Below are 21,856 nucleotides of genomic sequence, written 5' to 3'. Positions count from 1 at the left end.
TCGGCTCAGCATATGGGGCTCCCTGGCTGTTGCAAAGGATTGGCAACAGCCTCCGGCTGGCTGCGATATGGATCACTGCCGGGGAGGCGCCGCCGCGCTCAGAAAGCCCGCTTTGACCAGAGTCCGGCTCAACGGCCGGGCCAGCTCCGCGAGCCGCGTCGTACCGTCCACCCCGAGGATCTCGTACGCCGGCGCGGCCAGCCGGTCGGTGTCGGCCTCGATACCGGCACGCAGCGCGCGCCCCTCGTCGCTCAGCTCTTCCCCGTCGAGCAGCCCGCGTTCCCGCAACGCGTTCTCCTCGTCGGCCCACTGCTCCCGGCTCCAGCCCCGGGAGCCCCGCAGGAACGACTTGTTGGCCTGGCCCGATGCCGCGTGCAGGATGATCGACTGCAACCCGCTGACCCCGGCCACCAGCAGCGCCGCCACGTGCGCGTCGCCCCGGAACTCGCGCAGCAACGTCTGGGCGTGCCACAGCACCAGGTGCGGCGCTTCCGGCCAGTCGAGGCCCGCATGCGCGGCGAAGAGGGGACGCCCGGCGGCGTACGCGACCGCCGACTCCGCCGCCCGCCGGGCCAGCTCGGCGGCCTCGGCCACCTCGGGGGTGTGCACGGTCTCGCCCAGACCGCGCACCAGCGCCGCGTCGGCGGCGTCGAGCCGGGCCGCGAGCGCCGCTGCCGGGGACACGATCTCCCAGGCCGCGGGCAGGGCCCGCGCCACGAGCGCCGGGTTGAAGTTGTAGAAGGTCGCCACCACCGGACCGGGCCCGACCGGTCCGAACACGGCACCGCGCGAGGCGAAATAGTCGGCGACGGCGGGTACGCCGAGCGCCGCGAAGCGCTCCCGGACCTCCGGGGCGAAATAGATCATCGCGTGCAGCGGCTCGGCGAGCCGCCAGGCCTCACGGGCGAGGGCGGGCGTCACAGTCATGCCCGCCATCCTGTCATTACCGGCTAGTAGGGTGCGACGGTCAGCGCCGCCATCCCGGCGGCCGCATCAACGTCGACCCGGTCCACCGCGGCGGCCCAACTCTCCGGCGTGAAGGTCCGCCCGGCCGACACCCCGGCGTGCTGCTGCCCGTCGAGCGTGACCTGCCCGGCGCCCCGACCGACCCGCACCCGCACCGGAATCCGTTCCGCGGTGTGCACGTCGAACAGCCTGACCCCACCACTCATCCGGACGCTGAGCGTGCCGTCCGGCCGCGGCAGCGTCAACGCGATCCGGCTCGCGCCACCGGCCAGATCCACCCCGCCGACCCGCCCCGCACTCAGATCGATGGTGGACGACTCGGCACCGCCGGCGATCCGCAGATCCCAGCGCACGGCCGCGTTCAGCGTGATGTCGACGGCCTCGGCATCGCCGTCGAGGCGCAGCCGGACCCGGCCGTCCCGCTCGTCGGTGCGCGGCACCACGGGACCGGCCTCCGGCGTGGTGATCCGGTAGAGGACGCCGCCGAGGTCGGCGGCCCGCAGGGTGACCCGCTCGGCGCCGTCGACGAGGTCAAAACCGGCACTGGTACGCCCGTCGAGCGCGGCGGTCACCGTGTGCGGCGCGGCCGCGGCGGCCGGCGCGCTCCAGCCGGAGGTGCCCGGATCGCCGTCGCGGCTCAGGGCGACGACGGTGGCGCCGGTCAGGAGCAGGGCGGCGGCGGCGATTCCGGCACCGATCAGCCAGCCGCGACCCGGCTCTGCGGGCTGGGTGCCGGTCGGCGGCCGGCCGCCGTCGCCGGAGTCGGCAGGGCGGGTTTCGGACTGACCGTCGCCGGCCAGACGGCCGGCGCCGCGATCGGTCCGGGCAGTGTCGAACGGCCGGGCCGGACAGGCCGACTCGGCGGGTCCGGCGAGGTCGTCCGGGCCGGCCGGGGCGGTCGCTCCTGGGAGACCGGCTGCTGCTGCCGGATCGGCTGGGCGGGCGGGACCGGTTGCCCCGGTAGGGCTGGTTGCTGCGGCGAGGTCGGTTGGGCGGGCGGGACGGGTTGGCCCGGCGAGGTGGGCAGGACTCGGTGTCCCTGTGATGCCGGGTGCGTGGGCGGAGTCGGTCGGCCCGGCGAGCCAGGCCCGGTCAGTAGGGCCGGCCGGGTGGGTCGGCCCGGTCAGGAGGTCGTCCAACGTCGTGGGCGGCGGCGCGGCAGGCTGCCGGGCCGGGCGGGGGCCCCGCCGTTCCAGCGCCGGGAAGCGCCGGGCCTGGGAAGGCCGGCGACGGGTGGACTTGTTCAGGGCCGGCGAGAGAGCGGCGGGGGACGAGGTCGGAGCCGCCGCGGCGAGCATGGCCTCGGTGACGACCGGCAGTTCCACCGTGGGTTCCTCGCCCGCCAGCGGGGTGCCGGGCGCCGGCCAGTCCGGCGGGTGCCGGTCCGGCCCTCCGTCGGTGGAACCGGCGTCGGGGATTCCGTGCATGGTGATACCTCCATGTCGGTGCCGCTCACCGGTACGGATTTCGGCGCCGCCCGGATCGACCCCGACTGAAACTTGCGTGCGGGGTGACCTGCTGCGCGCCGGGGCGCCGGCCGAGGCGGAGGTCGCCGAGACCGTTGCCGAGCGCACCGGCACCGACCTGAGCAGGGACATGTATCCGCACCTGGTGGCCGCCGTCGTGCTGGCCGCGAACAACGTCGCCCTGGCCCACTTCCAGCGCGCCGACCCGCCCGTCGCGATGCCTCAGCTGCTCACCGACGCGCTGGCCGGGATCGCCGCGGGGCCGCCGCCGCCCTGACACCTCCGGGGTGAGTCCGCTGTGCACCGGCCGGCCGGTCCCGGATCGGGTGTCGGGCGGTGCCGCTAATCTGCCCTGATGGACGACCTGGCGCAGCGGCTCGCCGACCTGGCCTTCGCGGACCTCACCCAGGACGAGGTCACCGGCCGGATCATCGACGAGGTGGCGGCCTGGGGCCAGGCCCATGGCTGGCGGGTCTACCGGCGCGCGCCCAGCGTGGTGCGGCTGCCACCGCCGATGGACAAGCAGCACTCGGTGGTCGACGTGGCGCTGGCCCGGCCGGCCGCGCCCCCGATCGTCGTCGAGGTCGACCACACCGACCGCAAGCGCACGGTGGAGAAGCTGCTGGCCGAGGCGGCCGCGGGTCGCGTGGCCGTGTGGGTGCGCTGGGGGCCGGGCCGCATCGCCGAGCCGCCCGCGCCGATCCGGCTGGTCCCGCTGCCGGTGACCCGCAGCCGTGGCCGGTATTCGCGCACGACCGGTCCGGAGCGGCCCGCCCCGAGCCACTCAGCGACCCCAGCTGCCACCGGCGAGGCGGCCGAGCTGCCCCTGCCCCAGCCCGGCGAGGCGGCCGAGCCGTCGCCACCGCAGCCCAGCGAGGCGGCCGAGCTGCGCCTGTCGCAGCCTGGCGAGCAAGCCGAGTTGCCGCTGCCGTAGCCCGGCGAGGTGGCTGAGCTGTTCCCGGGCGAGCGGGCCGAGCTGCGCCTGTCGCAGCCCGTCGAGCGGGCTGAGGCGCCCCTGCCGCGGCCGGGCGAGACGGCCGGATCGCCCCTGCTGCGGCCCGGCGAGCGGCCGTTGTGACCAGCGGCGGGGCGGCGTACCGTCCGAGGTGGAGCCCGTCACCCGGAGGTGGTCGACATGCGCTCTGCCCTGCTCGGTCTGGTGACCCTGCTGCTGCCCGTTCCCGGCCCGCACCCCGCCTATCCGCGCGGGAAGCTGGCGGTCTGTGGTGAGGAGGGCTGTCAGTGGCGCAACTTCGTGCACGAGCTGACGCCCACCACGTCCTGCCGGCGCCATCCCGGCCGCACCGATTACGTGCCGGACGGGACCAAGGTGCGGGTGCGTTGCTTCCATGAGGGTTGTCTGCAGAGTTCGGTGCCGGTCACCTACTGGCGCAGCATGCACACCGCGCGGAACCTCTGCTGCCCGACCCACCTGGTCCGGGTCTGAGCGGCCCGCTCAGCGGGCCCGGCTGGTGCGGCCCTTGAGGTGGCGGCCCATGGCCCGGGCGATCTCGCGGTTGGCGTCGCGTTCGGCGAGGGCCTGGCGCTTGTCGTACTCGCGCTTGCCCCGGGCCAGGGCCAGCTCGACCTTGGCCCAGCCCTCGTTGAAGTACAGCGACAGCGGCACCAGCGTGTTGCCGGGCTCGCGCAGCTTGTCGAGGATCCGGTCGATCTCCAGGCGGTGCAGCAGCAGCTTGCGGGTACGGCGCGGCGCATGGTTGGTCCACGAGCCGAAGCCGTACTCGGCGATGTGCAGGTTGTAGAGCATGAGCTCGCCCTCGTGCTCCTGGGCGAACGCGTCGACGATCGAGGCGTACCCGGCGCGCAGCGACTTCACCTCGGTGCCGGCCAGCACCAGGCCGGCCTCGTACGTCTTGAGGACCGCGTAGTCGTGTCGCGCCTTCTTGTTCGTCGCGATGACCTTGCGCCCGGTCTCCCTGGCCGTGGTTGCCCCCTCGCTGTCGCCGTACCCCGCTCCGGCTCCCATCCTCGCAAACGCGCCGGGCCGGCACCGCCCCGGTCGGCACCTCAGGTGAGCCGGTCGCCGTCCACCAGGCCGACGCCGCGGGGCAGCACCAGCCCGGCGGCGGCCAGGTCACGCAGCAGCCGGCTGAGAGTGGCCGGTCGCAGGCCGGTGGGCCCGGGTGCGGCGGGCGCCGGCACGTCGAGTGCCCGGGCCGCGTCCAGGGCGTTGTCGGTGATGGCCGCCTCGAGGGCTTTCAGGCGCCGGGCCCGCAGCGCCACGTCCGGGGTGTGCAGCAGGGCGTCGTGCTGGTGCAGCAGGCGGTGCAGGTTCGCAACGACCTCTTCGATCGGCGGCGACAGCGGTCCGGGGTCGGGCTCCGGGTGGGCTCGGCGCCACACCGCGCGCACCGCCCGGGGCACGTAGATGAACGCCGCGAAGGCCAGGGTCGGGGACAGCAGGACCAGCGTGATCTGCGCGACCTGCCCGATGTCCATGCTCAGCGTCCCGTGGTTCGAGCGACGTCAGGAATGCGGTGCGCCCGTGGTGCACCGTCCGTGACTGGTCGTAGCTTCCGGGTGCCGGCGGCGCACTGTCAAGCGCGAGAAGTGGCCCAGCGCGAGCCGTTGTCACCATCTGCACGCGCCTGTCGCGTCGCCCCGCGCGGGTCGCGGTGTTGGATGGGATGAGCAGGTGGTGGCACGGCGAGCACGCACGAGAGGCAGGCACCGATGATCTTCATTACCGCGAAGTTCCTGATCAGGGAAGAGGACGCCGACCGCTGGCCGGAGATCGCGGCCGCGTTCACCGCCGCGACCCGGGCCGAGCCCGGCTGCCTGTGGTTCGACTGGTCCCGCAGCCTCGACAACCCGCACGAGTACGTGCTGGTGGAGGCGTTCCGCGACGGCGAGGCGGGGGCGGCGCACGTCGGCTCGGCGCACTTCCAGCAGGCCCAGCGGGATCTGCCGCCGCATCTCGCCGCGACTCCGAAGATCGTCAGTCAGACGGTCGACCAGGACGACTGGTCCGAGCTCGGCGAGATGGCCGTACCCGGCCGGTGAGCGGGAGGCGGCCCCGGACCTCCGCCCGGTCCGGGGCCGCCGCTGAAGGGACGGGGTCAGGAGATGGCCGCCGTCAGGGCCGGGTACCAGCGGTCGGCGATCTTGCGGTTGCCGCTGTCGTTGGGGTGGACGCCGTCCGGGGTGTCGGTCGCGGTGTTGAAGCCGGTCCACTGGTCCACCACGGTGACCGGCGAGGCCGCCGTGCTGGTCGCCGCCGCCCAGGCCGGGATCGCCGCGTTGAGGTCGATCACCCGCTGGGTGCACTCGGCGCAGTTGCCGGGCGTCATCGGCAGGATCTGGGCCACCAGGATCTTCATCGCCGGGTTGGACGCGCGCATCTGGCCGACCAGCTTGGTGAACGCCGCCAGGATCGTGGCGGGGGAGCGGTTGTTCCAGACGTCGTTGGTGCCGAAGTGCATCATCACGACGTCCGGGTCGGTCGCCGCCAGCCAGCCCGGCAGCTGGTTCTGGTCGGCGACGTTGGTGGCCAGGAAGCCGCCGTGGCCCTCGTTCTCACCGTCGTAGGTGAAGCCGCAGCCCTGTCCCGGCAGCGTGCCGACGAAGTCCACCGAGGACGCCCGCCCGGCCTGCTGCAGCCGCTGCCACAGCAGGGCCCGCCAGCAGCCGGGCGAGCCGGTGATGGAGTCACCCAGCGCCATGACCTTGACCGGAGTACCCGCCGGCGGGGGAGTCGAAGGCGGGGGAGTCGAAGGCGGGGGAGTCGAGGGCGGTGTGGTGACCCCGCCGGTGCAGGCGACCCCGTTGAGCGTGAACGCGGTCGGCACCGCGTTGCTGCCGGTCCAGGCGCCGTTGAAGCCGAACGACGTCGATGCGCCCGTGGCCAGAGCGCCGTTGTAGCCCGCGTTGCGGACGCTCACGGCGGCGCCGGACTGGGTGACGGAGCCGTTCCACAGCTGGGTCACGGTCTGGCCGGACGGGAAGCTCCAGCCCAGGGTCCAGCCGTTCACGGCGTCGCCGAGATTGGTGACCGAGACGGAAGCGCCGAAGCCGCCCTGCCATTGACTGGTCACGGTGTAACCGACCTGGCAGCCGGCGGCGGCGGAGGCCGGCGCGGCGAGCAGGCCGATGGGCACGAAAGCGGCCGCGGCCAGCGCGACCGCGAGTTTCTTCTTCGACATCGCATTCACCTCGGGGTGCGCCGCCCGGCTCCGCGCGAGCACGCGCTGAACCGCGAAAGGGATTTCCCGGCATCATGACATGGGAGCGCTCCCAACAACAGGGTGCCATTCACGAAGGTTAATTTCCGGTTGATTTCCGGGGCTTGACGCGAGCGTGTCCGGGAGGCACTCTTGGGAGCGCTCCCAATTGATAGGTTTCACTGCGAGGAGACAAGCATGCGCGCGGTCACGAAGATCGCCGGCCTGGGTGTCGTGGCGCTCGGTGCCGCGTTGCTGACGGCGGTCAACGCGTCGGCGGCCGCCGGTTGCCGGGTCTCCTACGCGGTCACCAACAGCTGGCAGGGCGGTTTCGGCGCGGCCGTCGAGGTGACCAACCTCGGCGACCCCGTGAACGGCTGGACCCTGGGCTGGAGTTTCCCGTCCGGCCAGACCGTCAGCCAGCTCTGGGGCGGCACCGTCACCCAGTCCGGCGCCGCCGTGAGCGTCCGCAACGCCGGCTACAACGGGGCCATCGCCACCGGCGCGAGCGCCTCCTTCGGCTTCAACGGCGCCTGGACCGGCGCCAACACCGATCCCACGGCGTTCACCCTCAACGGCGTCGCCTGCACCGGCGGCACCACCACGACCCCGCCGGCGACCACTCCGCCCGGCACGCCCCCGGCGAGCACGCCGCCCCCGGCCACCTCACCGCCGCCGGCCAACGCGGGCGGGCGGCAGATGGAGCGCCTCGACCGCGGGCTGATCAGCGTCCGCTCCGGCAACGGCAACCTGGTCAGCTGGCGCTGGCTGGCCGCCGACCCGGCCGACGTGGGCTTCAACGTCTACCGCGGCACCACCAAGGTCAACGCCACCCCGATCACCGCCTCGACGAACTATCTCGACGCGGGGGCGGCGGCCGGGGCGGCGTACACGGTGCGGGCCGTGGTCGGGGGAGCGGAGCAGGCGGCCTCGGGTGCCGCGCTGAACTTCGCCAACGGCTATCTCGACGTGCCGATCCAGAACCCGAACGGCTCCGCGTACGCGGCCAACGACGCCAGCGTCGGTGACCTCGACGGTGACGGCCAGCTCGAGATCGTGCTCAAGTGGGAACCGCTCAACGCCAAGGACAACTCGCAGTCCGGTGTCACCGACCCGGTCTACGTCGACGGCTACCGGCTCAACGGCCAGCGGCTGTGGCGGATCAACCTCGGCCGCAACATCCGGGCCGGCGCGCACTACACCCAGTTCCAGGTCTACGACTACGACGGGGACGGCGACGCCGAGGTGGCCATGAAGACCGCCGACGCCACCGTGTCCGGCACCGGGCAGGTGATCGGCAGCGCGACGGCGGACCACCGCAACTCCAGCGGTTACGTGCTGGCCGGCCCGGAGTTCCTGACCATGTTCGACGGCCGCACCGGCGCCGCGCTGTCCACGGTCAACTACGAGCCTCCCCGCGGCACGGTCTCCTCCTGGGGTGACTCGTACGGCAACCGCGTCGACCGTTTCCTGGCCGGCACCGCGTACCTCGACGGACAGCGTCCCAGCCTGATCATGGCTCGCGGCTACTACACCCGCTCGGTGATCGTGGCCTGGGACTTCCGCAACGGCGCACTGACCCGGCGCTGGACCTTCGACAGCAACAGCTCGACCAACGCCGGGACCGCGGGCCAGGGCAACCACCAGCTGTCCGTGGCCGACGTGGACGCCGACGGCCGCGATGAGATCGTCTACGGCTCGCTGGCCGTCGACGACAACGGGGCCAGGCTGTGGAACACCGGCCACGGTCACGGCGACGCGCTACACGTGGGCGACCTCAACCCGGCACGGGCCGGCCTCGAGGTGTTCAAGGTGTCTGAGGACGCCAGCAAGCCGTCGTCGTGGTTCGCCGACGCCCGTACCGGTCAGGTGCTCTGGTCGACCCCGACCGGCGGCGACAACGGCCGGGGCGTCTCGGCCGACATCTGGTCCGGCAGTGCGGGCGCCGAGTCCTGGTCGTCGGCCGCCGACGGGGTCCGCGGCCCGACCGGCGCCGTGGTCACCAGCCGCAAGCCCGGCTCGGCGAACTTCCTGGCCTGGTGGGACGGCGACCCGGTCCGGGAACTGCTGGACGGCACGCACATCGACAAGTACGGCACCTCGGGCGACACCCGGCTGCTGACCGCGGCCGGCGTGCACTCCAACAACGGCACCAAGTCGACCCCGTCGCTCTCCGGCGACCTGTTCGGCGACTGGCGGGAGGAGGTGATCTGGCCGACCGCGGACAACACCGCGCTGCGGATCTACGCGACGCCGACTGTCACGGACCGGCGGATCACCACCCTGCTCCAGGACGCGCAGTACCGGCTCGCGCTCGCCTGGCAGAACACCGCCTACAACCAGCCCCCGCACCCCAGCTTCTTCATCGGGGCGAACATGGCGACACCGCCGCGGCCCGGCATCAGCCAGCCATGACGCTCAGGAACGGGGCGACAGGGTGTAGCTGAAGGCCACGATGAAGTCGATGACCAGAGCGATGGACCAGGGCGCCATGACGGCCCACAGGGGAACGGTCCGGCCGAGGTCACCGACGATGAGGGTGAGGACGGCGAGCACGGTGGCGGCGACGGCGAAGGCCAACAAGTGCCGCAGCCACTGCCGGCGCTCGCGGGCGGCGTGGGCCCGCCCGGTACGCGGTGGGCGTACCGGTGCGGGCCCACCCGCGAACCGGTGGGCGAACCGCTGGTCGGCCCAGTCCACGAGCTGGTGGCCGAAGGCCAGCGAGACGCCGATGTAAACGGCGGCGAGGCCGTGCGCGATGCCGGCCTCGCCGCCGCGGCGCAGGTCGATCGCCGTGACCGCCAGCAGCACCACGTCGACCAGCGGCACGGACACCAGCAGGGCAGTGCTCAGCGCCCGGGCGCGCAGCAGGTACCGGGCCACGAGGCCGGCGCCGAGCAGCACCCAGAACCCGATCTCGCAGGCGATGATGACCGCGATCATGACGACCCCCGTTTTTCGCACGACTGTGTTGCTTCCTTGATAACACGATCGTGCGATAATCGGCCAGTGCCCAAGGTCGTGGATCACACCGAACGTCGTCGTGAGCTCGCCGAGGCGGTGTGGCGGGTCATCGCCCGCGACGGCGTCGCCGAGATCTCCATCCGCACCGTGGCGGCGGAGTCGGGGTGGTCCTCGGGCGCCCTGCGGCACTATTTCGCCACCCGCGACGAGCTGCTCGCCTTCGCCAGCGAGCTGGTCATCGCCCGGGCGACCGAGCGGATCCGCCGGCTCGACCCGCCGGGGTCCCTCCGCGAGCAGGTCGGCGCCGTGCTGGCGCAGACCATGCCGCTGGACGCCGAACGGCACATCGAGTCGTCGATCATGTTCGCGTTCCTGGCGCTGGGCCTGGGGGACCCGGCCCTGGCCCGGGTGCAGCGCCTGCACTTCTCCGGGATGTACGACCTGTGCCTGCACCTGGCCCGGCAGCTGGTCCCCGGCGGGCCCGAGGCGGTCGCGCGCCGGTTGCACGCGGTGGTCGACGGCCTGTCGGTCCACGTCCTGGCCGGCCACCTGAGCCCGGAGGCGGCGGCGGCCGAGCTGGACGCCTACCTCGACGAGCTGGCCGGCTGAAGCAGCGCCGTCACCGGCAGGCCACGGATCGACGCGTCCAGGACCCGGGCGGTGTGCGCCAGCGCGATCTCACCGCCGAGCCGCCGTACCGACGCCGCGACCTGCATCAGGCAGCCCGGATTCGCCGTGACCAGCAGCTGCGCCCCGGTGGCCAGCACGTCTGCGGCCTTGCGGTCGCCCAGCTCGGCCGCCGGGCCCGGGTTGAGCACGTTCCACACGCCGGCCGAGCCGCAGCAGATCTCCGGGTCCGCGATCTCCCGCACGTCCAGCTCGGGGATGCCGTCGAGCAGGGCTCGGGGCTGGGCGCGGATGCCCTGGGCGTGGGCGAGGTGACAGGCGTCGTGGTACGCGACGGTCACCGGCAACGGGTGGCGCGGGGCCACCGGGCCCAGCTCGACGAGCAGCTCCGACAGATCACGGACCTTCGCCGCGAACGTCGCCGCCCGTCCGGCGTACCGGGGGTCGTCGCGCAGCAGGTCGGCGTACTCCTTCATCGACGAGCCGCAGCCGGCCGCGTTCACCACCACCCGTTCGACGCCGGCGCGCTCGAAGCGGTCGATGAGCCGGCGGGCGAAGCCCCGCGCCTGCCCGTCGCGCCCGTTGTGCGCGCTCAGCGCTCCGCAGCAGCCCTGCGCCGGTGGCACCACCACGTCGCAGCCCTCGGCGGCGAGCACCCGGATCGTCGCCGCGTTCACGTCCGGGAAGAAGGCGCCCTGCACGCAGCCGGTCAGCACACCCACGACCGCGCGCCGCGGACCGCGGGCGGGCACCCGCCGCGGCGGCCGGGGCACCCGGGTCAGCGGCGGCGCCAGCGACTCCAGAGTGGCCAGCGTGGGCGCCAGCCGGGGCAGCAGGCCGCTGCGGGTCACCAGCCGCTGCAGCCCGGTGGCCTGGTACGCCCGCAACGGCACCCGCAACAGCCGCAACCGCCGCGGGTACGGGAACAGCGCGAAGATCGCCTCCCGCAGCAACCGCTGCCGGGGCGGCCGGGGATGACGCCGTTCGACCTGGGCCCGGGTGTCCTCGATCAGTCGGTCGTAGCGCACTCCCGACGGGCACGCGGTCACGCAGGCCATGCAGCCCAGGCAGGCGTCCACGTGCTGCACCATGGCGTCGCTCATCGGCTCGCCGTCCAGCCCCTGCTTCATCAGGTAGATCCGCCCGCGCGGAGAGTCCATCTCCTCGCCCCACAACACGTACGTGGGGCAGGTGGTCAGGCAGAAGCCGCAGTGCACGCAGTCGTCGACCAGCTCCCGCCGGGGCGGGCGGTGCCCGTCGAAAGCCGGTTCCCCGGCGACCGGGCCGAGCACGTCGCGTGGTGCCGGGCCGGTGCCCCAGGTCGCGTCGACCATCAGATGCCTCCCACGAAGCGTCCCGGGGCGAACCGGTGTCCCGGGTCGAACCGGTCCTTGACCCGGCGCATCAGCGTCAGGCCGGCCACCGGTCCCCACATGTCCACGATCTCGCGGACCGGCTGCGGTGCGGTGAGCACCACGGCGTGCCCGCCGGCGCGGACGGCGGTCGCGCGCAGCCGCTCGACCACCGTCGGCGCCGACTCGACCGGGGCGTCGGCGTAGAGCACGCCGGTGCCCGCCGAGCCGCGGATCGCCACGCCGGCGGTGAGCAGGTCGGGCACGTGCGACAGCGGTACGGTCAGCTTCATCCCGACCCGGTCCCACGGGTAGCGCCCCCACCAGGACGGGAACTCGTCGGTGGCCTGACCGCCGAGGACCTTCTCCAGGCGGGCGGCGCGGTCGCGTACCCCCGTGGCCGTGCCCTCCACCAGCACGGCCAGGGTCACCGGGCCCTCGGCCGGGGCGTCGATCTCCACCGCCGAGGGCACCACCTGCTCGGCCCGGACCGCGGCGAGCAGCGCGCCGATCTCCGTGGCCGGGGCCGTCCGCAGCACCAGCGCGGAGACACCGGGTCGCGGGTGGAGCCGGAACGCGCACTCGGTGATCAGGCCCAGGGTGCCGTACGAGCCGGTGAACAGCTTGCCCAGGTCGTACCCCGCGACGTTCTTGACGACCTTGCCGCCCGCGTGCGCGACCCGGCCGTCGGGCCGGACCACCGTCATGCCGATCAGCAGATCGCGGGCCGTGCCGTAGAGCTGGCGCCGGGGTCCGCTGGTGGCGGTCGCGACGGCGCCGCCGACGGTGGCGCCGGGCACCGGGGAATCCAGGGCGAGCTGCTGGCCGGCCAGGTCCAGCCCGTCGAGCGGCGTGCCGGCCCGCAGCACCACGATCAGGTCGCCGGCCGCGTGCTCGACCACCCCGGTCAGCCGCCGGGTGTCGACGATCAGGTCGAGCCGGCGCGGCGGCATGCCCCAGTCCAGCTTCGTGCCGCCGCCGCGCACGACCACGGCCAGGTCGTCGCGCACCGCGTCCCGCAGGACGGCGGCGGCCTCCTCGGTGCTGGCCGGGGCCGCGACGAACCGCGCCGGCACGCCCGCGACCGTGTCCGCGTCCGTCGCGTCGGTCCAGAGCGCCATCAGAACAGGTCCGCCGGGGTGGGCTCGCCGGCCCGGTGCCGCCGGGGCACCTCGCCGCAGAGCCGGGGCGTGGGGAAGATCTTGCCGGGATTGGCCAGGCCGGCCGGGTCGAACGCGCACCGCAGCAGGTGCATGGTCTCCAGGTCGTCGTCGGTGAACATCCGGGGCATGTACCTGGCCTTGTCCATGCCGACCCCGTGCTCGCCGGTGATCGAGCCGCCGTACTCGATGCACAGGTCGATGATCGCGCCGGAGACCTCCTCGGCCCGCTCGGCCTCGCCCGGCACCGCGTCGTCGAAGAGCACCAGCGGGTGCAGGTTGCCGTCGCCGGCGTGGAAGACGTTGGCGACCCGTACGCCGTGCGCGCGGGACACCTCGCCGATGCGGTGCAGCACCTCGGGCAGCGCCGTCCGCGGGATCACCCCGTCCTGGACGATGTAGTCCGGGCTGATCCGGCCCACCGCGGCGAACGCCGACTTGCGGCCCTTCCAGAACAGCGCGCGCTCGGCCGGGTCGGCCGCGATCCGCAGCTCGAAGGCGCCGTTCGCCTCGCACAGCGCGGTGACCTGGTCGAACTGGGCGCCGACCTCGGCCGCCGGGCCGTCCAGCTCGACGATGAGCACGGCCCCCGCGCCGGCTGGATACCCGCAGGCGACAGCCGCCTCGGCGGCCTCGATGGCCAGCGCGTCCATCATCTCGATCGCCGCCGGGACCACCCCGGCCGCGATGATCGCCGAGGTCGCAGCGCCGGCCTGGTCGGTGGAGGGAAAAGCGGCGAGCAGGGTACGCACGGACTCGGGCAGCCGGGTCAGCCGGACGGTGACCCGGGTGGCGATGCCCAGCGTCCCCTCCGAGCCGACGAACGCGCCGAGCAGGTCGTAGCCGGGGGTGTCCGGCGCGCGCCCGCCCAGCTCGACCAGCTCGCCGTCGGGGGTGACCACCTGGGCGCCGGTGACGTGGTTGGTGGTGAAGCCGTACTTGAGGCAGTGGGCGCCGCCGGAGTTCTCCGCCACGTTCCCGCCGATCGAGCAGATCTGCTGGCTGGACGGGTCCGGGGCGTAGTAGTAGCCGTGCGGGGTGGCCGCCCTGGTGACGTGCAGATTGATCACGCCGGGCTCGACCACCGCGCGTTCGTCGTCCGGTGCCACCTCGACGATGGCGCGCATCTTCGACGTCACGATCAGCACGCCCTCGGCGTGCGGGAGAGCGCCGCCGGAGAGCCCGGTGCCGGAGCCGCGGGCCACGAACGGCACTCCGGCCTCGACGCAGGCGCGGACCGTCCGGGCGCACTCGGCGGCGTCGCGGGGCAGCACCACCAGCCCGGGGATGACCTTGTAATGGGCCAGCCCGTCGCACTCGTAGGTCCGCAGTTCCTGCCGGTCGTTCACGATCCGGTCGGCGCCCAGCTCGGCGCGCAGCCGGGCGGCGAGTACGTCAAGCGTGGTCATCGGCGACCCCCCGGGACAACGTAACCTTCCCCCGGCGCGGCAGTCGAGCGCCGCCGTCATGGTTGAAACAATTCGTTCATCAATGCACGTCTATGCACGCGTAGTGTCTCGATCGTCTGGAGAGATCCTCCAGGCCGATCCCAGGAGGCAATGCGTGCGTTTACGCAGACGGTCAGCCGTCGCCGGAATCCTCGCCGCGACCACAATCATCGCCGCCGCGCCCATCGGCGCCACCGCGGCACCCGCCGACCCGCTGCCGGCCGCGGCCACGCCGCTGACCGGCGAGCACCCCGACCACGACTACGACTTCGTCGACAACCGCGGCGGCACCGCCAGGCCCACCGCGGGCCAGCGCTCCCTGGTCCGCGACGACAACCTGGTGACTCGCTGGAACAAGCTCGGCACCCCGGCCTCGGTCACCCCGGCCAAGGGCAAGCTCGCCGGCGGGCTCAAGGGCGACGCCGAGGCGGTCGCGCGGGCCTTCCTGAAGAACAGCGTGGGGCTGTTCTCGCTGCGCAGCGCCGCCGTCGACAACCTCGACACCATCGCGCAGACCAAGGTCGGCGAGGGCACGGTCGTGCTGATGCGCCAGCGCTACGGCAAGCTCGCCGCCGCCCACGACGGCCTGGTCGCCGTGGCGGTCAAGGGCGGCGACGTCCTGCGGGTCACGTCGTCGCTGAGCCCGCAGACCGCCGAGCCGGCCGCCGCGACGCTCACGCCCGACGCCGCGCTCGCCGCCGCCCTGGCCGACGCCGGCATCGCCCGCGACGAGCTCGCCGACTCCCGGGTCCGGCAGGTCGCGGTGCCGATGCCCGGCGCCGCCCCGCGGGCGGCGTACGAGGTTGTCGTGCTGAGCAAGGACGCCGACCACCCGCTCGGCTACACCACCTACGTCGACGCCCGCGACGGCAAGGTGCTGATCCGGGAGAACCTGGTCAACTTCGCCGAGGACGACCCGCACTGGAAGGTCTTCCCGGGCACGCCGACCGCGGCCGGCACCGACACCCGGCAGACGTGGTGCGCGACGACCGCGCCCGGCTGCGCCCGCCAGGTGCTCGACCCGGCCACCGGCAAGCCCTGGGACATCGACCCGGCCACCGGCACGCCCACGTTCACCACCAGCGGCAACTCCGCCGACTCGGTGCGGCTGTGGGGCAACGGGGCCCCGGCGGTGCCCGCCGCGACCCGGCCCGACCGCGAGTACGTCTACCCCTTCACCAACCAGTGGAACACCAGCAAGTGCGACCCGAACGCGCTGACCTCGCCGGAGCAGGCCGACGCCGACGCGGCCACCGCGAACCTGTTCGCCATGCACAACCGGATGCACGACTGGTCGTACCGGCTCGGCTTCACCGAGGCCACCTGGAACCTGCAGAAGACCAACGTGCTGCCGTACGGCAAGGGCGGCGACGCCGAGCGGGGCAACGCCCAGCAGGGTGCGGCCACGGCGACCACCCGCAACAACGCCAACCAGGCGACCCCGCCGGACGGCATGCAGCCGACCACGAACATGTACATGTGGCAGCCGTTCGCGGGCAGCGCGTACCCGCCCTGTGTCGACGGTGACTTCGACATGACGGTGATCGGGCACGAGTACACCCACGCGATCAGCAACCGGATGATCGCCGGGCCGGACAGCGGCATCAGCTCCAGCCAGGGCGGGGCGATGGGCGAGAGCTGGTCCGACCTGCTGGCGATGGAGTACCTGTTCGAGAGCGGCTACACCCCGCGGGGCAACACGCCGTACATCACCGGCGCGTACGTGACCGGGGACCTGAGCACGGGCATCCGCAACTACGACATGAGCAACAGCCCGCTCAACTACTCCAACTACGGCTACGACCGCGGCGCGGCCGTGCACGCCGACGGTGAGATCTGGAGCGCCACGAACTTCGACGTGCGGCGTGCCTTCATCGCCCGGTACGGTTCCGGCACCCGGGCCCTGCAGGAGAGCTGCGCGTCCGGTGCGACGCCGGCGACCGAGTGCCCGGGCAACCGGCGCTGGGCGCAGCTGGTGTTCGACTCGTACCTACTCGCGGCGACCGGCTCGATCAGCATGCTGGACATGCGCGACAACATGATCACCGCCGACGCGCTGCGCTTCGACGGGGCCAACGCCGACCTGCTGTGGAACGCGTTCGCCGCCCGGGGCTTCGGCGCCGGCGCGTCGAGCGGCCCGTCGGACGCCGACCCGGTGCCGAGCTTCGCGTCGCCGTCGGCCGAGAACGTCGAAGTGACGTTCAAGGCGCTGGGCGAGGCGGCGGGCAAGCCGGTCCGGCTCTACGTCGGCGACCACGAGTTCGGCACGGTCCCGGTCGCCGACACCGACCCGACCACCGACCTGCCGGCCACGGTCACCCTGGCCCCGGGCACCTACAAGTTCCTGGCCATCGGCGCCGGCTTCGGCCACAAGCGGTTCACCCAGACCATCTACCCGGGTGTCACCGCGACGGTCGGCGTGGTCATGCCGGTCAACCTGGCCTCGGCGGCGTCCGGCGCCACGATCACCGGCGACGGCACCAACCTGGGCCGGCTCACCGATGACGCCGAGGGCGCCGCGTGGTCCGCCACCGGCGGGGCGGCGGGCCGCCAGGTCACCGTCGACCTGCCCACCGACACGGCCAAGCTGGTCTCCCGGGTGCAGCTCAGCGCCTTCCCGGGCCCCGGCGCCACGACCGCGTCGATGTACAGCACGGTGCGCCAGTTCGAGATCCTCACCTGCAACGCGACCACGGGTGCGGACTGCGCCACCGACGCCGGCTACAAGGTGGCGTACGCCAGCCCGGCGAACGCCTTCGACACCGGCTCGTTCCGGCCGAAGGTGCCGAACCTGCTGATCAAGTCGTTCCCGGTCCGGGCGACGCCGGCGACCCACGTGAAGCTGCGGATCCTGACCAACCAGTGCACGGGCAACCCGCTGTACGCCGGTGAGCAGGAGAACGACCCGCGCAGTGCCACCGACTGCACGACCGCCGCACCCGCCGCCGCGAACGTGGTGGCCGCGGAGTTCGAGGTCTTCAGCAGCTGACCGACCGGCACGGGAGGTACGCGGTGGCGGCCGCGTACCTCCCGTCCGCATGGCAGCCGTGGCGACAGCGCGGCGACCGGGAACCGGCCGCCGCGCGTAACGACCCGATGAGCGCTACGGGACCGCGCGGCGCATCGAGTACGTGACCCCGTGCAGCCGGTGCGGCTCGTTGATGACGTGGATCGCGGCCCGGTCGTACGCCTGCCAGCCCGCCGCCCCGGCCCGGTTGAGGTGCCGCAGGTCGTCGAAGCGCTCGTCGGTACCCCAGCGCAAGGTCCCACCCGGGTGGTAGAACGTGGCCGTCCAGTCCATGAACTTGTCGGAGCCGAAGGTGCCGGCCGCCCGGTACTCCAGGCGTGCGTATTCCCAATTCGTCACAGTCATGATTATCACTGGTGATCGTCTTCCCGCACGTCCCCGTGGGAAAGCGCCCGGCCCCGGGAAGAGCCCGGCCCCGGGAAGAGCGTCCGGCCGATCCTCAACCGGGTCACCGCGGCGCCGATAAGCGGGGACATGCAACCGGTAGCGCGCATCGGCATCCTGGGCACGGGTTCGTACCTGCCCGAGCAAGAGGTCACCAACGAGGCTCTGATGGAGCGGGTGGCCGACACCACACCGGAGTGGATCACCGGTCGCACCCTGATCGAGGCCCGCCGTTTCGCGGCACCCGACGAGGCGACCTCCGACCTGGCGACCAAGGCCGCGCTCGCGGCGCTGTCCCGGGCCGGGATCGCCGCCGACCGGATCGACTACCTGATCGTCTCCACGTCGACCGGTGACTCGCCGCAGCCGCCCACCGCCTCGCTCGTGCAGCACGCCATCGGCGCGCACCGGGCGGCGGCCTTCGACATCAACGTCGTCTGCGCCGGGTTCGTCTTCGGCCTGGCCCTGGCGGACAGCCTCGTCGCCACCCGGCCCGAGGCGGTCGTCCTGGTCGTGGCGGCCGACATCTACTCGCGGATCCTGGACTTCGCCGACCGGCGCACCGCCATCCTGTTCGGCGACGGTGCCGGGGCCGCCGTGGTCGGTGCCGTGCCGGCGCCGTACGGGATGGTCGACGTCGAGCTGATCACCCGGGGTGACGCGCACGAGCTCATCCACGTCAAGGCCGGCGGCAGCCGGCTGCCGGCCTCGGCCGCGACCGTGGCGGACGGCGACCACTTCTTCCGGATGAACGGCCGCGGGGTCCGCGACTTCGTCCTGGCCGGGGTGCCGCCGGTGCTGGCCGACCTGCTCAAGCGGGCCGGTGTCACGCCCGGCGACGTCGATCACTTCGTGCCGCACCAGGCCAACGGCATGATGATCGGCGAGCTCGTGGAGGCGGCCGGGCTGAGCGAGGCCCGTACCCATCTCGTCCTGGACCGCTACGGCAACACCGGCAGCGCGTCCGCGGCGATCGCGCTCGACGCGGCCGCCCGCGCGGGTGACCTGCACGACGGCGAGCTGGTCCTGCTGGCCGGCTTCGGCGGCGGCATGTCGGTGGGTGCGGCGCTGCTGCGCTGGTACGGCAACTGACAAGCCCCGTCAGGCGAACAGCCTGCCCTCCACGGTGGCGGTCACGGGTCCCCGGCGCAGGGTGCCGTCGGTGAGCGGGGTGCAGCGGACGCCGCCCTTGTTGCGCAGCGCCCGCCACGCCCCGGGGCCGATCGTGGTGTCCAGCCACGCGCACGGGTTGGCCCGGCGGCGTACCCGCAGGGCCACCGGGCCGTCGCCGGAGTCCAGCACCAGCACCGCGCCGACCAGGTCGTCGACCGCGATGCCGCGGACGAGGATGTTGCGGCGGACCTGGACCAGATCGACGCCCGCCGGCAGTGACTCGGCCGCGATGACGGTGATGCTCGCGTCGCGGTGCGCCGGCTTGCCGAAGTAGCGGTCGCCGACGATGCCCAGGCCGGCGCGGATGCGGACCTCGTCGACCAGCTCGCCGGGCGGCGCGGGCGCCGGGCCGTCCGCCGGGCGTCCCTCGAAGCGGTGCACGGGTGAGGCGAGCAGCTGGACGATCTCCGGCGGGGTCGGCACCCCCGCAGTTTAGGACCGGCTCAGCACCGGGGGTTCGCGGCGGACGCCGAAGATCAGCAGGTACAGCACGAGCTCGGTGCGCCCTGACCGGCGCGATTCCCTCACCCGCGGGCGCGGGTGGTCGATGGGTCAGGCATGCTCGCCCGCCTGGTCTCCGTTCTCGGCGCTGCCGCGATCGCCGGCGCCCTCGCCGTCGCTCCGGCGACGCCGGCTGCCGCCGCGACGACGCCGTGCCTGCCGAGTGCGCCGAGCCCGACGTGCCTGGTCTGGACCGGCAAGGTGGTACGCGTCAACGACGGCGACACCCTGTCGGTGGACCTCGCCGGTGACGGCACGAGCACCCCGCGCTCGATCCGGCTCATCAACGCGCAGGCGATGGAACAGACCGTCTACTCCTCCGTGGTGCAGCGCCGCCGCGGTGAGTGCCACAGCCTCGCCGCGACCGCCCGCCTGGAGCAGCTCGTCAGGGCCGGCGGGGGAGTGGTCCGCCTGACCGCCCAGCAGGCGTCCAGCAGCAGCCGGTCGCGCCCGTTGCGCAGCGTGGCGGTGCGGATCAACGGCAGCTGGCACGACGTCGGCCTCGACCTGATGCGCCGCGGGCTGGCGCTGTGGCAGCCGTTCGGTGCGGAGTGGGCCTGGAACTCGCGCTACCGGCTGGCGCAGGCCCAGGCGGCCCGCGACCGCGTCAACCTCTTCGACACCGACGCGTGCGGGACCGGGCCGGCGCAGAGCACCCCGCTGACCGTGGTGGTCAACTACGACGCCGACGGCGCGGACGACCGCAACCTCAACGGCGAGTGGGTCCGGGTGACGAACGGCTCGGCCGGGCCGCTGTCGCTCGCGGGCTGGTGGGTGCGCGACTCGGCCCTGCGCCGCTACACCTTCCCGGCGGGCACGGTCCTGCCCGCGCGGGGCGCGGTCCACGTCCACGTCGGATCCGGTACCCCCACAGCAACGCACAAGTACTGGGGCCAGAGCGCACCGGTCTTCGACAACCCGACCTTCGACGCGCAGGCCCGCGGCGACGGCGCCTACCTCTTCGACCCGCGTGGCGACCTGCGCGCGTGGATGCAGTACCCCTGCGTGCTGTCCTGCCCGGTGACCCCGGCCCGCCGCTGACCGGCCGGGTCAGCGGCGCTCGAACAGGATCAGGTTCGCCTTGGTGGCGTGCCAGACGCCGGCCACCCGGTACTGACCGGTCAGCACGGGTCCGAGGGCACCGGTGCCGGCCAGCGGCGCCTCGGCGGTCAGCTGCTTGCCCGCCGCCTGCCAGCGGAACAGCCACACCCGCTGCGCCGAGCCCAGGCAGGCCACCTTGTCGGCGCACTGCACCGCGTCCAGCTGACCCACCTCGGCCGCCGGGGTGCGCAGCAGCACGTCGCGCGGCTTCTCCCGGCCCCGCAGCTGGTAGTCGATGCCGGCGCGCAGTGACCAGGTGCCGGAGGTGCCGTACACGATCACGTCGCCCGGCTGCTGGTGCCGCTCGAGCTGGTGCGCCACGGTGCGAAAGTCCGGGCCCATGTGGCTGGTCTGGGCACGCAGCCGCTGGTGGGCGGGTGCACCGACCGCGGCCAGCAGCACCAGCGCGGCGACCGCGCGCAGCGGCACGACCCGCAACGACACCGCCGCGCACAGGCACACCGCCGGCACGACGACGAGCACGTAGCGCGGTACCCACAGCGACGAGGTGACGAACGAGACGGCCATCAGCACCGCCGGTGGGGCGACCGCGAGCACGGCGAACTCGGGCAGCAGCCGGGCGTCGCGGGGCCGGGCCACCAGGGCCAGCCCGATCAGCAGCAGCCCGACTGCCGCCGCACCGAAGATGTCGCCCGGAGCATCGAGCACCTGACGCACCGTCATCGGCGGCAGCCAGTCGAGCTGGGAGCCACGCTGGGTGAGGCCGAGATACACGAACGGCAGCACGGGCAGCACCGCCACGGCGGTCACCACGAGCCAGCGCGCCGGCCGGACGGCTGCCGGGTCGCGGCGGGCCCGGGTGAGCACCGCGTAGGCGTGCCCGATGAGCACCAGCAGCGCCAGGATGTGCGACAGGCCGAGCAGCGTGACGGTGACGCCGTACCCGGTCCAGCGCGCCCAGGAGGGCTGCCGCAGGGCGCGGTGCAGCAGCAGGGTCGCCAGGGTGGCGAAGAGGAAGGCGAAGCCGTACGCCCGGGCGTCCTGGGCGTAGCGGGAGAGCTGCGGCACGGTGACCAGCAGCAGGCCGGCCAGCAGCCCCGTCGCCGGGCCGAACAGCCGGCGCCCCAGCTCGGCCGCGATGCCCACGCCGAGCGCCACCGCGAGCAGCGACGGCGCCCGCAGCCAGAACTCCGAGTCGCCGAAGACGCCCGTCCAGAAGTGCATGAACAGGTAGTAGGGGGAGATCACGCCGTCGAAGTGCCGGGCCTGGTCGACGATCTGCGCGACCGTGCGCCGGCTGACCAGCCAGGTCGCGTTCTCGTCCCAGCCGACGGCGGGCTGGCGCAGCCCGATCCGGCCGACGACGAGCATGAGCAGCGCCGGCAGCACGGCGGGACCCCAGACGAGCAGTGGACGCGGAATCCGGCGGCCCCGCACCCGCGCGCCGTCGTCGCCGTCCTCCCGGGGCAGCGCCCCGGGAACGGCGTCCGTGGTCGCCGGTGCCACCAGGGTCACGTCACTCCTCGTCCGCGGAGACGGAATCG

General features: G+C 73.4%; 22 protein-coding genes. 10 read left to right on the top strand and 12 right to left on the bottom strand.

Annotated elements, in window-relative coordinates; genetic code table 11:
* Nucleotides 1–72: 72 nt before the first annotated feature.
* On the bottom strand, nt 73–927 hold the full coding sequence (locus Aau02nite_RS27955) for an SCO6745 family protein (RefSeq protein WP_212991564.1): 855 nt from the start codon (nt 925–927) through the stop codon (nt 73–75).
* Between the two features lie 23 nt (nt 928–950).
* On the bottom strand, nt 951–2,393 hold the full coding sequence (locus Aau02nite_RS27950) for a hypothetical protein (protein ID WP_246595489.1): 1,443 nt from the start codon (nt 2,391–2,393) through the stop codon (nt 951–953).
* A gap of 76 nt (nt 2,394–2,469) precedes the next feature.
* Between Aau02nite_RS27950 and Aau02nite_RS46730 the strand changes: the two genes are divergently transcribed.
* The 4 genes from Aau02nite_RS46730 to Aau02nite_RS27935 all read left to right on the top strand — a co-directional run bounded on the left by Aau02nite_RS46730 (nt 2,470) and on the right by Aau02nite_RS27935 (nt 3,879).
* Nucleotides 2,470–2,709: an acyl-CoA-like ligand-binding transcription factor gene (locus Aau02nite_RS46730; protein ID WP_246595488.1), complete on the top strand. Its 240-nt coding sequence runs from the start codon at nt 2,470–2,472 to the stop codon at nt 2,707–2,709.
* Nucleotides 2,710–2,787: 78 nt separating this feature from the next.
* On the top strand, nt 2,788–3,366 hold the full coding sequence (locus Aau02nite_RS27940; RefSeq protein ID WP_246595487.1) for a hypothetical protein: 579 nt from the start codon (nt 2,788–2,790) through the stop codon (nt 3,364–3,366).
* 9 nt (nt 3,367–3,375) lie between these two features.
* Nucleotides 3,376–3,510, top strand: coding sequence for a hypothetical protein (locus tag Aau02nite_RS47490; RefSeq protein WP_281421043.1), 135 nt, complete (start codon nt 3,376–3,378; stop codon nt 3,508–3,510).
* A 57-nt stretch (nt 3,511–3,567) separates the two neighbouring features.
* Nucleotides 3,568–3,879, top strand: a complete 312-nt coding sequence (locus Aau02nite_RS27935) for a hypothetical protein (RefSeq protein WP_212991561.1) — start codon at nt 3,568–3,570, stop codon at nt 3,877–3,879.
* Between the two features lie 9 nt (nt 3,880–3,888).
* Here Aau02nite_RS27935 and smpB read toward each other — a convergent pair whose 3' ends face one another.
* Both smpB and Aau02nite_RS27925 read right to left on the bottom strand, forming a co-directional pair.
* Nucleotides 3,889–4,419, bottom strand: a complete 531-nt coding sequence (smpB, locus tag Aau02nite_RS27930) for an SsrA-binding protein SmpB (protein ID WP_212991560.1) — start codon at nt 4,417–4,419, stop codon at nt 3,889–3,891.
* 41 nt (nt 4,420–4,460) lie between these two features.
* Nucleotides 4,461–4,892 (bottom strand): hypothetical protein, encoded by a 432-nt coding sequence (locus Aau02nite_RS27925; protein WP_212991559.1) that lies wholly within the window; start codon nt 4,890–4,892, stop codon nt 4,461–4,463.
* A gap of 234 nt (nt 4,893–5,126) precedes the next feature.
* On the opposite strand from Aau02nite_RS27925, the gene Aau02nite_RS27920 reads away from it, so the two are divergent.
* Nucleotides 5,127–5,456: a putative quinol monooxygenase gene (locus Aau02nite_RS27920; protein ID WP_212991558.1), complete on the top strand. Its 330-nt coding sequence runs from the start codon at nt 5,127–5,129 to the stop codon at nt 5,454–5,456.
* A gap of 56 nt (nt 5,457–5,512) precedes the next feature.
* On the opposite strand, the gene Aau02nite_RS27915 is transcribed toward Aau02nite_RS27920, so the two are convergent.
* Nucleotides 5,513–6,595, bottom strand: coding sequence for a cellulose binding domain-containing protein (locus Aau02nite_RS27915; RefSeq protein ID WP_212991557.1), 1,083 nt, complete (start codon nt 6,593–6,595; stop codon nt 5,513–5,515).
* Nucleotides 6,596–6,811: 216 nt separating this feature from the next.
* On the opposite strand from Aau02nite_RS27915, the gene Aau02nite_RS27910 reads away from it, so the two are divergent.
* The gene (locus Aau02nite_RS27910) at nt 6,812–9,028 is read left to right on the top strand and encodes a rhamnogalacturonan lyase family protein (RefSeq protein ID WP_212991556.1); all 2,217 of its coding nucleotides are present in this window, start codon (nt 6,812–6,814) and stop codon (nt 9,026–9,028) included.
* 3 nt (nt 9,029–9,031) lie between these two features.
* Here Aau02nite_RS27910 and Aau02nite_RS27905 read toward each other — a convergent pair whose 3' ends face one another.
* Entirely contained in the window at nt 9,032–9,556 is a 525-nt protein-coding gene (locus Aau02nite_RS27905; protein WP_212991555.1) for a hypothetical protein, read from the bottom strand.
* Nucleotides 9,557–9,622: 66 nt separating this feature from the next.
* Between Aau02nite_RS27905 and Aau02nite_RS27900 the strand changes: the two genes are divergently transcribed.
* On the top strand, nt 9,623–10,186 hold the full coding sequence (locus Aau02nite_RS27900; RefSeq protein WP_212991554.1) for a TetR/AcrR family transcriptional regulator: 564 nt from the start codon (nt 9,623–9,625) through the stop codon (nt 10,184–10,186).
* On the opposite strand, the gene Aau02nite_RS27895 is transcribed toward Aau02nite_RS27900, so the two are convergent.
* Genes Aau02nite_RS27895 through Aau02nite_RS27885 form a run of 3 tightly spaced genes read right to left on the bottom strand, consistent with a single transcriptional unit; the run spans nt 10,162 to nt 14,125 of the window.
* Nucleotides 10,162–11,538: a (Fe-S)-binding protein gene (locus Aau02nite_RS27895; protein ID WP_212991553.1), complete on the bottom strand. Its 1,377-nt coding sequence runs from the start codon at nt 11,536–11,538 to the stop codon at nt 10,162–10,164. The two genes, Aau02nite_RS27900 and Aau02nite_RS27895, sit on opposite strands and share 25 nt — an antisense overlap.
* Nucleotides 11,538–12,677, bottom strand: a complete 1,140-nt coding sequence (locus Aau02nite_RS27890; RefSeq protein WP_212991552.1) for an FAD-binding oxidoreductase — start codon at nt 12,675–12,677, stop codon at nt 11,538–11,540. The genes Aau02nite_RS27895 and Aau02nite_RS27890 overlap by 1 nt, the downstream gene beginning before the upstream one ends.
* The gene (locus tag Aau02nite_RS27885) at nt 12,677–14,125 is read right to left on the bottom strand and encodes an FAD-linked oxidase C-terminal domain-containing protein (protein ID WP_212991551.1); all 1,449 of its coding nucleotides are present in this window, start codon (nt 14,123–14,125) and stop codon (nt 12,677–12,679) included. The genes Aau02nite_RS27890 and Aau02nite_RS27885 overlap by 1 nt, the downstream gene beginning before the upstream one ends.
* A 154-nt stretch (nt 14,126–14,279) precedes the next feature.
* On the opposite strand from Aau02nite_RS27885, the gene Aau02nite_RS27880 reads away from it, so the two are divergent.
* The gene (locus tag Aau02nite_RS27880) at nt 14,280–17,153 is read left to right on the top strand and encodes a M36 family metallopeptidase (protein WP_212991550.1); all 2,874 of its coding nucleotides are present in this window, start codon (nt 14,280–14,282) and stop codon (nt 17,151–17,153) included.
* A gap of 114 nt (nt 17,154–17,267) precedes the next feature.
* Here the strand turns inward: Aau02nite_RS27880 and Aau02nite_RS27875 are convergent, their stop codons facing one another.
* Nucleotides 17,268–17,537, bottom strand: a complete 270-nt coding sequence (locus Aau02nite_RS27875) for a hypothetical protein (protein WP_246595486.1) — start codon at nt 17,535–17,537, stop codon at nt 17,268–17,270.
* A 129-nt stretch (nt 17,538–17,666) separates the two neighbouring features.
* Here Aau02nite_RS27875 and Aau02nite_RS27870 point away from each other — a divergent pair, with 129 nt between their 5' ends.
* Nucleotides 17,667–18,668 carry a 3-oxoacyl-ACP synthase III family protein gene (locus Aau02nite_RS27870; protein WP_212991548.1) on the top strand — a complete coding sequence of 334 codons (1,002 nt, stop codon included), beginning with the start codon at nt 17,667–17,669 and terminating at the stop codon, nt 18,666–18,668.
* A gap of 9 nt (nt 18,669–18,677) precedes the next feature.
* Here the strand turns inward: Aau02nite_RS27870 and Aau02nite_RS27865 are convergent, their stop codons facing one another.
* Nucleotides 18,678–19,172 (bottom strand): molybdenum cofactor biosysynthesis protein, encoded by a 495-nt coding sequence (locus tag Aau02nite_RS27865; protein ID WP_212991547.1) that lies wholly within the window; start codon nt 19,170–19,172, stop codon nt 18,678–18,680.
* A 135-nt stretch (nt 19,173–19,307) separates the two neighbouring features.
* Here Aau02nite_RS27865 and Aau02nite_RS27860 point away from each other — a divergent pair, with 135 nt between their 5' ends.
* Nucleotides 19,308–20,291, top strand: coding sequence for a lamin tail domain-containing protein (locus Aau02nite_RS27860; RefSeq protein ID WP_212991546.1), 984 nt, complete (start codon nt 19,308–19,310; stop codon nt 20,289–20,291).
* 9 nt (nt 20,292–20,300) lie between these two features.
* Here Aau02nite_RS27860 and Aau02nite_RS27855 read toward each other — a convergent pair whose 3' ends face one another.
* On the bottom strand, nt 20,301–21,827 hold the full coding sequence (locus Aau02nite_RS27855) for a glycosyltransferase family 39 protein (protein ID WP_212991545.1): 1,527 nt from the start codon (nt 21,825–21,827) through the stop codon (nt 20,301–20,303).
* Nucleotides 21,828–21,856 lie beyond the last annotated feature (29 nt).

The organism is Actinoplanes auranticolor, assembly GCF_018332655.1.
In the GTDB taxonomy this organism is placed as follows: Bacteria; Actinomycetota; Actinomycetes; order Mycobacteriales; family Micromonosporaceae; genus Actinoplanes; species Actinoplanes auranticolor.
The sequence above is the reverse complement of the archived record's forward strand: the minus strand, read 5'-3'. Positions and strand labels throughout refer to the sequence as shown.